This window comes from Herbidospora solisilvae, assembly GCF_009901565.1.
GTDB classification, from domain to species: Bacteria; Actinomycetota; Actinomycetes; order Streptosporangiales; family Streptosporangiaceae; genus Herbidospora; species Herbidospora solisilvae.
The window spans coordinates 697,267-709,921 of record NZ_WXEW01000004.1; the positions used below are offsets into that span (position 1 = coordinate 697,267).

Consider the following 12,655-nt stretch of genomic DNA (forward strand, 5'->3'; position numbering starts at 1 on the left):
CCGCGCGAGGTTCGAACCTCGCCCACGCGACATACCGGGCCCCCCTTCTGATGTTTGGCGAGTGTTGCAGGAGACATCAAATTAGACAAGACTGTGCCGCGCGGGGTGAGCTCTGAGTTTGTGCTTCCAGTTGAACCGACATTCAGGAGATCGCGGTGGAGTCCGCAGACTGGGCGTTGCCGGGGAACGTCGTGCTGCGCCTCGGCGAGGAGCTTGAGGCGGGTCCCGGGGTGACCGAGCAGGTCCTCAGGAACCTGGGCGCCGCGCCGGCGCCCTTCAGGGTGCGCGAGATGCGCCCGCTGCCGGACTTCCCGGCGGGAGAACGCGCGATCACCGTCGACCAGACCCACCGGTCGGTGGTGGTGGGCGAGAAGGTGATCGTGAAGTGGTTCCCCCGTCCGTCGGAGGGCCCGCATCCCGGCCTGGAGATGCTGACCCATCTGGCGGACACGGGGTTCACGCGCACGGCCGAGCCGTACGCGGCGATCTTCTGCGGGGCGGCGCTGGCCGGGCTGGCCACGGCGTACCTGCCGGGGGCGCGCGACGGCTGGGAGTGGTGCGCCGAGCAGGCCGCCGCCGGACGGACCGCCTTCGCGGCCGAGATCGGCGCCCTGGCCGCCGACCTCCACCTGGCCATGGCCACGCCGTCGGAGGTCGTGCCCGAGCCGGTGCGCCTGATGCCGGCCACCGACGGCTGGGCGGAGCGGGCCGGGCGCGCGCTCGACGAGGCGCTGGCCCTGACGACCGACGAGACCGACGGGCGCTGGCTCGCCGACCACGTCGCCGACCTGCGGCGGGAGCTCGCGCCGTTGCAGGTGGCCGGGGAGACGCAGGTGATGCGCGTCCACGGGGATCTGCACGTGGGCCAGATCCTCGAATGGGAGGGCGGCTTCTCGCTGATCGACTTCGACGGCAACCCGACCGTGCCGGACGCCTCCCCCTACCAGCCCGCCGCCCGCGACCTGGCCCAGCTCGTGATCAGCGTCGAGAACGCCGGGCAGGTCGCGATCAAGCGGCGCGGTGCCGATCCCCAGGCGGTCTCGGCCTGGGTGTGGGGCGCGCGGGAGGGGCTGGAGAACGCGTACACGAGACGGCTTGAGGAGGCCGGGCGGGGCGACCTGCTCGACCGTTCGCTGCTGCGGCCGTTCGAGGCCGAACAGCTCTGCCGGGAGCTCATCTACGCGGGCCGGTTCCTGGAGCGCTGGCGCTACGCCCCCATGGGCGTGCTGCGGACCTGGTTCTGAGAGGCTGACGAGATGGACGCCGGCAAGTTCCTCGACGACCTGCTGAAGAAGCCCGAGTCGCTCGACCGGCTGGCCACCGCGCTCGACGCGGGCGGCCTGTTCGACGGCCTGCCCGCCGACCCTCGGCGGGTGCTGTTCCTGGGCATGGGCAGTTCCCGGTACGCCGCCCGCGTCGCCGCCCTGCGCCTGCGCGCCCTCGGGATCGACGCCGCCGCCGACTACGCCTCGACGACCCTGGGCTACCCGCCCGACCCGGCGACCCTGGTCGTGGCGATCTCCGCCACCGGCGGCAGCCGCGAGACCCTCGCCGCGGTGGCCCGCCACCAGGGCGTGTCGTTCGTGACCGCGCTGACCAACAAGGACGGGTCGCCGATCACCGAGGGCGCCGACCACGTCGTCCCGATGCTGGCCGGCCCGGAGGAGGGCGGGGTGGCGTGCCGGACCTTCCAGCACACCCTCGCCCTGCTGCTCGCCCTGACCGACCGCACCATGGACGGTTCCCTGGTCAGACGGGCCGCCGAGGCGACGCAGGATCTGCTCGACCGGCGGGCCGACTGGCTGCCGGGGGTGCTGGAGCTGCTCGACGGCCCCCACGGCGTCTACACGATCGCCCCCGCCGAGCGCCTGTCGTCGGCCGACCAGTCGGCGCTGATGGTGCGCGAGGGGCCGCGCCGCCAGGCCACCGCGTGCGAGACCGGCGACTGGGCCCATGTCGACGTCTACCTCACCAAGACCTACGACTACCGCGCCCTGCTGTTCCCCGGTTCCCCCTATGACGACCAGGCGATGGAGTGGGTCAGGGAGCGCGGCTCGACGGTCGTCGCCGTCGGCGGCGAGGTGGCCGGGCAGGCCGGGAGCGTGCGTTACCGGCATGACGACGATCCCGGCGTCGCGCTCCTCACGGAGACGCTCGTGGCCGAGCTGGTCGCCGCGTCGTGGTGGGCGCACGGGTAGGAAAGCTACCGGTGTTCCGGCCCCGCCCGGACCCTAAGTGGCTCAATAGTGACATTCCACACCAATTCATAGGGGCCCACCGGGGCGGGGCGCGATCCGTCCCGGCGGGCCCAAATCACGCTAATCCCGGACGATTTCCCACTCAAGTGCCGGTTGACGTGATGCGATATTTCGCCATACCAGTGAGTCTGATGCGGTTTAGGATCGCGGCGTGACCCTCGAAAAGGCACCCCCCGGCGTCGACCCCCTCACGCCGAGTGTGGCCCGGATGTACGACTACTTCCTGGGCGGCAAGGACCATTTCGCGGTCGACCGCGAGGCCGCGGAGGCGATCAACGCCATCTCCCCCGACGCGAGGGACCTGGCGCGGGCCAACCGCCGGTTCCTCGGCCGGGCCGTCCGCCACCTGGTCGACCAGGGCGTGCGGCAGTTCCTCGACGTCGGCGCGGGCCTGCCCACCCGCGACAACGTGCACGAGGTGGCCCTGCGGCACGCGCCCGACTGCAGGGTCGTGTACGTCGACAACGACCCCATGGTGCTGGTGCACGCCCGCGCGATCCTCGCCGACAACCCGCACACCATCGTGGCCGAGGGCGACCTGCGCGAGCCCGACTGGATCGTCGGCCACCCCGGCGTGCGCGCCCACCTCGACTTCTCCCGGCCGGTCGCGGTGCTGATGGTCGCGGTGCTCCACTTCGTCACCGACGACGAGGAGGCCCGGCGGCACGTCGCCGGGTTCCGCGACGCCCTGGCCCCCGGAAGCCACCTGGTGATCTCCCACATGAGCCCCGGCACGGCCGGCGGCGACGACCTGGCGGCGGGCCGCGAGATCTACGCGAGGAGCACGGCCGGCGGCCTCGCCTTCCGCACCCACGACGAGGTCCTGTCGCTGTTCGACGGCTTCACCCTCGTCGAGCCGGGGCTGGTCGAGGTCGCCGACTGGCGCCCCGACGACCCGGCGGCCCGGACGCCGGCGACGCCGTCCAGCGGCGCGATCGGGCTCGCCGGAGTGGGCCGCTTGGATAGCTAACATATCCAGCGTGCGGATCTCCCAGCTCAGCGAAACGACCGGCGTGCCCATCCCGACCATCAAGTACTACCTGCGGGAAGGGCTCCTGCCGCCGGGCGAACAGGTCTCCGCGACCCGTTCGGTGTACGGCGCCCCGCATGTGCGGCGGCTCCGCCTGATCAGAGCCCTCCTCGAAGTGGGCAAACTGCCCATCTCCGCCATCAGGGCCGTGATCGAGGCCGTGGAGGACGAGACGATGGGCGTGCACGAGATGCTCGGCACCGCCCACTACGCGCTGTCCCCGAAGACCGAACCCGAGGACACCGAGGAGTGGGAGGCCGCGCGGGCCATGGTCGACGAGCTCATCCGCGAACGCGGCTGGCGGGTCGAACCGGCCGCCCCCGGCCGGGCCGAACTCGCCCAGACCATCGTGACCCTCCGCCGCCTCGGCCAGGAGGTCACCCTGCCCGACCTGCGCCCCTACGCCGCCGCGGTCGGCGGCCTGGTGCGCGACCACGAGATGGCCCGCATCCCCTTCGACGGCCCCCGCGAGACGGCGGTCGAAGCCCACGTGATCGGCACCGTGCTCTACGGCCGGGTCCTGGACGTCGTGCGCCGGCTGGCCGAGGAGTCGGAGTCGGCCCGGCTACTCGCAGATGCCGACGGGCTGGCGAAGTAGCCACTGGGCCGCACGGCACAGCAGGGTGCGGTGGACCGGCGAGTCGTAGGAACGCGTGTCGTGGCCGAGGGCGTCGTACACGAGCCGCCCCCTTCTGACGTTCCGCGCCCACAGGACGGGCTGGCCCATCGACGTGGCCAGCGGCGTGACGTCGGGGAGGACGTCGAGGTCGCTGTAGACCTCGTCGACGACGTCGAAGTCGCGCAGCCCGTCGGTGATGACGTGGTCGCGATTGACGTGGACGGTGGTCCAGCCGATCGGCGGGTGGTGCGACTTGCCCCACTTCCACGAGGCGCCCAGCACCCGCGGCCAGCCCTGCCAGTCGTCGAAGCAGATGGAGGCGGTGTGCATGGCGAGCAGGCCGCCGCCCTTGTTCAGGTGGTCGAGCAGGACCGCGCGGGCGTCCTGGCCGAGCGACAGGTGCCACTGGTCGCGCTGGTCCTCGAAGTGACCACGCTGGTTACACCAGCGCATGGCGTTGAGGGTGATGAGGTCGACCTGCGGGGGTTCGGAGAGGGCGCCCGCGATGTCGTCGGTGATCTCCGACTCGACGCCCGCTTCGAGGAGGACCTCGGCCAACGTCCGGGACGTGGCCGCGAAGTCGTGGGCCACACCTCCGGAAAGAATGAGATTTCGCGCCATACCCGCAACTGCATCACACGTCCCTAGGATCGGGGAATGGCCAAGCGGGTGACCTACGCCGACGCGGTTGAGTTACTGGGCGGCGATTCGAAGGTGATCAGAGCCCTCGACAACGCGCTGGGGGTGGCCCTGTTCGCGGGCGGCCCACTGACACTCAGCCTGTTCGACGCCAAGACGGAGGCCGTCCGGCTGGCCAACCAACTGCTGGGGAGCCTGCGCGACAAGCTGGGCCGGGCACCCCGCGCGACCCGGACCGAACGACTGGTCGCCGCCCACGAGATCATCATCACGACGGCCTTCTTCGAGGCCTTGGACGAGGTCGTCGAACCGCACTTCCCGCTGGAACGACTGCGGATCGACGGTCCGGCACTCGACGATGTCAGGCAACTACGTTCCTTCCTGATCGAACGTGACCCGACGACCCCGACGTCGATGCATTTGGACGATCTGCGGATGACCTACGGGCTCGCGTCGATCGGGCTGCAGACGTTCATCGAGAACGACCCGGGCATCGTCGCCCGCGACCGCTGGGACGCCCTGATGCGGGAGCTGCCCGACGCCGCGACGCGCCGTTACGAGGACCTCTATCACCGGCTCGCCTCCGACTTCCCCGAGTTCGCCTTCTGGGCCGAGATGCGGGCCCACGAGTCGACCCAGACGGCGCTGGCCGGGCTGGAGAAGATGCTGATGGAGGTGACGGCCGGGCGGACGCCGTCGGCGAAGGTGCGGAGCATCCACGCGCTCAACGCCGGGGCGCTGATCCGGCCGATCACCCGAAGCGACGAGCAGGTCGGCGACCTGCGCATCCCCAGCCTGGGCGAGGGCTACGTCGTGCCGCTCTTCCGGCGGGTGGGCGACCCGAGCGGCAGCGACCTGAGCCTGGAGTCGACGTGGGAGCAGGAGGAGGTCCGCGGCGACCTGGGCCGGTTGCTGGCCGGGCACCTCACCTCGTTCGAGGCGTTGCGGGCACCCATGCTCGTGCTCGGCCAGCCCGGCGCGGGCAAGTCGGTGCTGACGCAGATGCTCGCGGCCCGGCTGCCACCGAGCGACTTCCTGCCGATCCGGGTGCCGCTGCGGCAGGTGCCCGCCGACGCGGGCATCCAGGAGCAGATCGAGGCGGGCGTCCACGTGACGACCGGCGAGACGATCTCGTGGCCCGAGCTGGCCCGGTCGGCGGAGGGCGCTTTGCCGGTGGTGCTGCTCGACGGCCTCGACGAACTGCTCCAGGCGACCGGCGTCAACCGGGCCGACTACCTGCGGCAGGCCATGGAGTTCCAGGACCGCGAAGCGTCGCTGGGCCGTCCGCTCGCGGTGATCGTGACGACCCGGACCGCCGTCGCCGACCGGTGCCGGGTGCCCCGGGAGTCGGTGGCGCTCCGGCTGGAGCCCTTCTCGGACGAGCAGGTCGGAACGTGGGTGGATTCGTGGAACCGCGGCACGGGCGCGAACCTGTCGCTCCAGAACGTGCTCCGCTATCCGGATCTGGCCCGCCAACCGCTGCTGCTGCTGATGCTCGCCCTCTACGACGCCGACGGCGCCGCCCTCACCGGCCGGCTGCGCCAGTCTGAGCTGTACGAACGTCTCCTGCGACGGTTCGCCGCGCGGGAGATCCGCAAACACGAGCAGGACCTCGACGACCAAGGCCTGGCCGAATCGGTCGAGTTCGAGTTGCTGCGGTTGTCGGTCGCCGCGTTCGCGATGTTCAACCGGGGCCAGCAGTGGGTCACCCACGACGACCTGAACCGCGACCTGTCCGCGCTCATGCCGCAGGGCACGGTCGCGACGACCGGGTTCCAGCGGTCACTGACCGCCGCGCAGAAAGTGCTCGGGCGGTTCTTCTTCGTCCACCAGGCACAGGCACAGCAGGACACCGGCGCCTTCAGCACCTACGAGTTCCTGCACGCCACTTTCGGCGAATACCTCATCGCCCGCCTGATCAGAAGTCAGGTCACGGAGGAGGCCGAGCAGGAGGGACGCCGCAGGGCCTTCCAGCAGAGGTCACACACGATTCTGGCGGATCTCCTGTCGTTTGCCGTCCTCGCCGTCCGGGCGCCGATTCTGCGTTTTCTCGGCGAGATGCGCACGGACGATCCCCGTGAACGGCTTCTCCTTCTGCGCCTGTTCCGGGACGCCTATTTCGACGGCTCGGTGACGGTCGGCGACTACCGGCCGAGCCCTGTCTCCGCGGCGCAGAACGTGGCCCGCCGCACGGCCAACCTCGTGTTGCTCCTCATCGTCCTTTGCGGGCCGACTCGGACCGGGGAGTTGTTCGGGGCGCAACCGGAGCGCATCCACCAGTGGCAGAACCTCGTCGATCTGTGGCGGGCGGGCATGGCAGGAGAGGAGTGGCAGGCACTCAACGACTGGCTCAACCTCGCCCGGACGTGGGAGGAGGGAAACGAACGCGAGATCACCGTGATGGCGGGCCTACCGCTTTTCGGTGCGACCACAGCCGACGAGATCGCCAGATGGACCCATCAGATATCTCCGGACAACCAAGAGGCGGCCTGGTTGGTGCGACCGGCACGGACATCTCTGGACACCGGAAGCGGACGCCACCCGATAAACGCCCTCGCGAACACGGTGATCCGCCACAAGCCGGAGCTTGCGACGTACTTCGTGAGCACTTCCACCCAATCCGCGAACTCGCTAATGGGTGCGCTGCTCGACGCGTGGCTCAGCGCCTTTCCAGACGAACGTCAATTTCACATTCCCGCCCTGGACGATCCTTGGATGAATCGTCGTCTGGTGCAACTCGCTCACGGAGAGCGCCATCGCCTGCCTGTCGACTTCATCGCCACGATCTGCGACAGATACTCGATTTTCGGCTACTCGGCTGAGCTTCTCGACTGTGCGCTGTACGTGATCGCCCACGACAGAAGGCATCTCGACCTCGTCGACCAGGTGCTACGACAACGTCAGGCCACGCCGTCGGGCACCTTGCTGGCCGCCGTGACGTTGATGGAGCTCGACGTCGACCCTTCGGAGGTTCCCGTGGTGGCCTTCGACTGGGTTCGCCGGATGACTCCCGAGGACTTCGAGGAGATCGCGCAGTCCGACCCGCACCTGTTCGCCCGTGCCCGCCGCGTCATCCGCGCCGAAGGCGGTCGCTACCGCCTCATCTGGCCGGGACCAAGCCCATCACCCTCTGGATGACCGTCTCCCCCGACACCCGCAACCCGTCGTGCTCGAACTCGTTCGTCACCCACGTCGTCACGTTCGCGACCTCGCGGGCCGTCTGTGCCGACAGGCCCTCGTCCACGTACATGTCGTCGTAGTACACGACCGCGCCGACCGGGACCTCGTTCGCCGCCAGGCGGGCCGGGTCGTAGAGGGCAGGCCAGGTCATCCGGGCCAGGCATGCGGCCGTCTCCCGGAACGGGCGCAGCGCCCGGATCTCGTCGAACATCCAGGGATAGATCATCTCCCCGGTCAGGGGCAGGTCGGGGGCCAGGCGGGCCGCCGACCAGTTCGTGGGGGCGCCCTGGGAGTAGATGGACTCGTGCATGACGGCGTACAGGGGATTGCCGGCGAAGGACGTCTCGGCCATCACCTGGTAGAGGAACTCGTCGGACAGTTCGCCGCCGACCCATGCCTCGGTCAGGAGCCAGTGCAGGGACTCGGCGCCGCTCGCGGTGCCCAGTTCCATGCCGAGGAACTTGAGGCGGTGGGGGGTGAGGCGGTCGCCGTCCGGGAGGCGGACGTCGTTGGCCGCCAGGTGGGCGAGCAGGCCGTCGAGGGCGGGCCGGTCGTCGGGGTAGCGGGTGAAGTAGCGGCGGAGTTTGTCTTCGACGCGGCGGTAGGTGCGGCTGTAGACCTCGTCGGCGTCGGCGTGCAGGCCCGCAAGGCCGCCCGTCACGTAGCAGGCCGACAGGGAGCCGGGGGCCTTGGACAGGTAGGTCAGCGTCACGAAGCCGCCGTACGACTGGCCCAGGGTCGACCACCGTTCGACGCCCAGTGCGCGCCGGATGTGCTCGGCGTCGTCCACGATCGCGTCGGCGCGGAAGTGGCGCAGGTAGGCGGCCAGTTCGGGGCCGTCGGGGGCGGGGAGGGACTTCGCCGTCACAGGGGTGCTGCGGCCGGTCCCGCGCTGGTCGAGCAGGAGCACACGGTGGGTCCGCAGCGCGTGTTCGAGCCAGGCGTCTCCCGGCATCGGGCGGGGGGCCTTGCCGCCGGGGCCGCCCTGGAGGAACAGCAACCACGGCAGGTCGTCGGCGGCGCGCCGGGAGTCGGCCGCCTCCCGGGCGAACACCTCGATCGAGCCTCGGGAGGGGTCGGAGTGGTCCAGCGGGACGGTGAAGAGGTGGTCTGTCAGGGAAACGGTCACCGCGTCACGATAGCGACTCGGCCTCGGCGGCCGCCGCGTCGGCTTCGGCGGGCCGGCCGGCCGCGCGGAGCACCCGCGACAGGGTCGCCAGGGAGACGATCAGCGACGGGCCGCCGAGGCCGCGGGCCAGGGTGACGGCCTCTTCGGCCAGGGGCAACGCCATCGCGGGGCGGCGGATCAGGGTGTCGGCGCCCGACCGGAGGGCGCGTACCAGCGTGCCCTCGTGTTCCTCGGCGTCGTGTTCGCAGAGCAGCCGGGCCGCGCGGACCGCGCCGTCGACCGAGGCGGGGGAACGGGCGACCCGGGCGTGCGCGAGGAGAGCGTCGACGACCTCCGGGCCGGCCGCTCTTCGGGCTATCGCCGCGAGGTGCAGGCGGATCTGCTCCTCGTACTCGTTCGGTTCCACTCGGCCCAGCGTCTTCCCGACGCCGAGCCACACGCAACCCTCAGAGCCTTTGGAGTCCCAGGTCTTCTGTCACGCGGCGGAGGTCGCGGGGGTTGCCGAAACCCAGTTTCACCTGGATGCGGACGACGAGTTGGTCGACGGAGAGCTCCTCGATGTTCATCGCCTTGGCCGTCTCGGGATGGGTGCATCCCTTCGCGATGAGCCGCAGCGCCTCGGTCTCGCGCGGCGACAACGCGGGGCGCAGGCAGAGGGTCGAGGTGGCCGACGCGAGCTGGCCGCGCAGCACCAGGGCCAGGCCCTGGCCGAGCGCGAAGCCGCCGGAGGCGACCTGGAGGACGGCCTGGCGGAACTCGTCGGGCGTGGTGTTCCTGGGGAGATAGCCGGACGCGCCGGCCTGGAGGGCCTCGACGACGTCGGCGGGATCGCCCCCGGCGGCGGTCACGAGGACGCGGGCCCGGGCCGTCCACCCCTCGATCGCGGCGATGGCCGGGCGGCGGTCGTCGCCGTAGAGGGCCAGGAGGACGACATCGATCTCGGCGTCGGCGGGCGGGGCGGCGACGATCGACCCCACCTCGGGCATCCGGGCCAGCAGGCGGCGGATCCCGGCCTGCGCGTGCGGGTGATCGTCGGCAACGGCGACTCTGATCATGGTGTCCCACCCCCAAAATTAGATTCTGGACACGCGATACGGTCCTGGACAAGGGGATATCCGGACGAACTTTTTCGCTAATTGCGCACGTCCGCGATACGGACCGGGCATACCGGTCACCTCTGTCTTCCAGTATCCCCAACGGACATCCATGCTCGGACCGAGTTCGCCAAGGTCGCGCCAACTTCGCAGGTCAGCGGCTCGCGACTGTCGGTTACGCCCTATGCCCAACCGGTTTGCAGCGACAAGGTGACATTTCTAGTCCGGTGACAAGCTGACGATGCGGTGAGACCTTCGTATGAGTACGCGGCGTTAGGTGACATTTCGCGCCGGGTGCCCGATGGAGGGGGCTTCGCAGTTGAGCACGTGGACGGTCCCGGGCTACCGGGAGGTACGCGAACTCGGCGCCGGGGGTGGCGGCCGGGTCGTGCTGGCGACCTACGAGACGACCGGAGCTTACGTCGCCATCAAGTATCTGAGCGAGACGCTGCGACGTGACCCCGGCTTCCTGGCCAGCTTCCAGCGTGAGGCCCGGCTCATGGTCGAGCTGGAGAACCCGAACGTGGTGCGGCTGTACGAATACGTGCAGTCGCCCCAAGGTGATGCGGCCATCGTGATGGAGCTGGTCGACGGGGTGTCGCTGCGGAGCATCCTGGCCGAGCACGGCAACACCTCGCCCGAGGCGGCGCTGGTCGTGCTGAAGGGGTCGCTGCTGGGCCTGTCGGCGGCGCACGCCCACGGGGTGGTGCACCGCGACTACAAGCCCGAGAACGTGCTCGTCCAGGCCGACGGCACCAGCAAGCTGGCCGACTTCGGCATCGCCAGCCACGTCGGCGAGGCGGGGCAGGCGACGGGCACGCCGTCGTACATGGCCCCGGAGCAGTGGGCCGGGAACCCGGCCAGCCCGGCGACCGACGTCTACGCGGCGACCTGCGTGTTCTTCGAGTGCCTGACCGGCCACCGGCCCTACCACTCACTCGACGTGGGCACCCTGCGGCGGCAGCACCAGGGGGCGCCGATCCCGACGATGGAGGTGCCCGGCTCGGTCCGGGCGCTGGTCGGGCGGGGCATGGCCAAAGACCCGATGGCCCGGCCGCCGACCGCCGACCAGTTCGTCGCCGACCTGGAGCTCGCGGCGCTGGCGGCCTACGGCCGCGACTGGGAGGAGCGCGGCCGGCGGCACCTGGCCGAGCTGGCCACGCTCATGGCGCTGATGTTCCCGCTGGCCAAGCCCTCGTCGCCGACGCCGCAGGTGAACACCTCGCTGGCGCGCACGATCCTGAGCCAGCGGCTGACCCGGTTCGCGCCTCGCTTCGCCATCGCCGGGTCGCTGGTGGCGGCGGTGGTGATCGCGATCGTGGTGGCGGCCAACGGCCAGACCCCGGTCGCGGGCGGCACCACGTTACGCCCGCCCACGCAGACGCCGGCGCAGGAGCCGACCCAGGAGCCGCCGCCGGTCGTACCGGAGGAGGAGACCACAGCCCCGGCCACCCCGGACGAGCAGCCGACGACGGAGGAGCCGTCGGAGGAGGCCACCACCGAGCAGCCGTCGACGGTCCAGCCGCCGGGCGCCGTCACGCCGACGGTCACCGCGACCGCCACGGCCACCGCGACCCCGGCCGCTCCCCCGCCGCTCAAGGTCTCCGGCCTGAACATCCAGTCATTCGACGGGCAGTCGGCCACGGTCCGGATCGTGACCAACACCCCGGCGCAGGTCACCATGACGGTCCGGTTCGCCCAGGGGACCGAGAAGGACGCGCTCGACACGCTCCCGCCGCAGGTGGTCCCGCTCGCGGGCGCGACCGCCTACGCCCCCGTCGTGCAGCAGGCCTTCACCCCGCCCGCGTGCGGTACGACCTCCTACCGGCGCATCACCGTCGAGACCTCGCCGTCGGCGGGCAGGACGGCGTCCAGGACCGTCTCGGTCAAGGGCGGCCCGTGCCCGCCGCCGACGGTCGAGAACGTCACGATCACCGGCTGGGACGGCAAGGCCGCCGGGGTGCGGCTCAAGGCCGACGGCACCGGCCGGGTCAAGGTGCTGGCCCGGTTCGGCCGCGACGGCGAGCTGACCAAGTCGTCGAGCACGACCCTGTCCGGGCACCGGGAGTACTCCTTCACCGCCCGCACCGACCTGGGCGAGCCGGCCTGCGGCCAGACCTCGACGTACGTCGTCCAGATCACCACCGAACCGGCGGCGGGCAACGGCCCCCAGACCAGCCGCAAGCAGGTCACCGGGCCCGACTGCGCGCCGCCCGCGGTGAGCCTGCAGGGATGGGACGGGTCGCTCGCGACCGTGAAGGTGACCTCGGGGAGCACCGCGCCGATCACGCTGACGGTGACCTTCACCCGGACGGTCCGGGTCGGCGAACGGCAGACCAGCCCGATCGTGACGAGCTCGACGGCCGAGGTGAGCGGCGCGAAGGACTACACCCGCACCTTCCAGACCGGCTACAAGCAGGCTCCGTGCGGGGCCCGGGACATCCGGCAGGTGAGCGTGACGGCCTCTCCGGGAGGAGACACGGCCACCCGCGAGGTCACGCTCGACTCTCCGGCCTGTCCGGTGGAGGAGGAGCCGGAAACCCCGACGCCGTCGGACTCCGGGCCTGGCCGGATCACCTGACCTGGGACTATCCCGTATGTCCTGTTTGGTCATGTTTGAGTAAAGTGAGTTGACCTGCCCCTTAAAGGTCCATGAACATCCCATTCACGCAGATTGACCCCGAAGCGTAATGGATGTCACATATG

10 protein-coding genes are annotated in these 12,655 nt (G+C 70.6%); 6 read left to right on the plus strand and 4 right to left on the minus strand.

The genetic code is table 11. The annotated features are described in order from the left end of the window. The first annotated feature begins 155 nt into the window (after nt 1-155). The 4 genes from GT755_RS16575 (at nt 156) to GT755_RS16590 (ending at nt 3,886) form a co-directional block, all read left to right on the plus strand. Entirely contained in the window at nt 156-1,244 is a 1,089-nt protein-coding gene (locus GT755_RS16575; protein ID WP_161480569.1) for an aminoglycoside phosphotransferase, read from the plus strand. 12 nt (nt 1,245-1,256) lie between these two features. After that, a complete protein-coding gene (locus GT755_RS16580; RefSeq protein WP_161480570.1) occupies nt 1,257-2,198 on the plus strand; it encodes an SIS domain-containing protein in 942 nt (313 codons plus the stop codon). A gap of 211 nt (nt 2,199-2,409) precedes the next feature. Further along, the gene (locus GT755_RS16585; protein ID WP_161480571.1) at nt 2,410-3,228 is read left to right on the plus strand and encodes an SAM-dependent methyltransferase; all 819 of its coding nucleotides are present in this window, start codon (nt 2,410-2,412) and stop codon (nt 3,226-3,228) included. 10 nt (nt 3,229-3,238) lie between these two features. Continuing rightward, a complete protein-coding gene (locus tag GT755_RS16590; RefSeq protein ID WP_161480572.1) occupies nt 3,239-3,886 on the plus strand; it encodes a MerR family transcriptional regulator in 648 nt (215 codons plus the stop codon). Here GT755_RS16590 and GT755_RS16595 read toward each other — a convergent pair. Continuing rightward, nucleotides 3,854-4,528, minus strand: coding sequence for a ThuA domain-containing protein (locus GT755_RS16595; protein WP_161480573.1), 675 nt, complete (start codon nt 4,526-4,528; stop codon nt 3,854-3,856). The genes GT755_RS16590 and GT755_RS16595 overlap by 33 nt on opposite strands. A 36-nt stretch (nt 4,529-4,564) precedes the next feature. Between GT755_RS16595 and GT755_RS16600 the strand changes: the two genes are divergently transcribed. After that, nucleotides 4,565-7,684 (plus strand): NACHT domain-containing protein, encoded by a 3,120-nt coding sequence (locus GT755_RS16600; protein ID WP_161480574.1) that lies wholly within the window; start codon nt 4,565-4,567, stop codon nt 7,682-7,684. Here GT755_RS16600 and GT755_RS16605 read toward each other — a convergent pair. The 3 genes from GT755_RS16605 to GT755_RS16615 are packed head-to-tail and all read right to left on the minus strand — an operon-like array spanning nt 7,647 to nt 9,910. Further along, nucleotides 7,647-8,855, minus strand: a complete 1,209-nt coding sequence (locus GT755_RS16605; RefSeq protein WP_161480575.1) for an alpha/beta fold hydrolase — start codon at nt 8,853-8,855, stop codon at nt 7,647-7,649. The two genes, GT755_RS16600 and GT755_RS16605, sit on opposite strands and share 38 nt — an antisense overlap. Nucleotides 8,856-8,859: 4 nt before the next feature. Next, complete coding sequence (locus tag GT755_RS16610) at nt 8,860-9,261, minus strand: hypothetical protein (protein WP_161480576.1); 402 nt, start codon at nt 9,259-9,261, stop codon at nt 8,860-8,862. A gap of 40 nt (nt 9,262-9,301) precedes the next feature. Next, nucleotides 9,302-9,910, minus strand: a complete 609-nt coding sequence (locus GT755_RS16615) for a LuxR C-terminal-related transcriptional regulator (RefSeq protein WP_161480577.1) — start codon at nt 9,908-9,910, stop codon at nt 9,302-9,304. A gap of 358 nt (nt 9,911-10,268) precedes the next feature. Here GT755_RS16615 and GT755_RS16620 point away from each other — a divergent pair, with 358 nt between their 5' ends. After that, a complete protein-coding gene (locus GT755_RS16620) occupies nt 10,269-12,530 on the plus strand; it encodes a serine/threonine-protein kinase (RefSeq protein WP_202610060.1) in 2,262 nt (753 codons plus the stop codon). The last annotated feature ends 125 nt before the right edge of the window (nt 12,531-12,655 follow it).

Bases quoted from the DNA above. Each gene is read 5' to 3' on its own strand.
- GT755_RS16580 (WP_161480570.1), top strand. From the start codon at position 1,257: ATGGACGCCGGCAAGTTCCTCGACGACCTGCTGAAGAAGCCCGAGTCG.
- GT755_RS16595 (WP_161480573.1), bottom strand. From the start codon at position 4,528: ATGGCGCGAAATCTCATTCTTTCCGGAGGTGTGGCCCACGACTTCGCG.
- GT755_RS16600 (WP_161480574.1), top strand. From the start codon at position 4,565: ATGGCCAAGCGGGTGACCTACGCCGACGCGGTTGAGTTACTGGGCGGC.
- GT755_RS16615 (WP_161480577.1), bottom strand. From the start codon at position 9,910: ATGATCAGAGTCGCCGTTGCCGACGATCACCCGCACGCGCAGGCCGGG.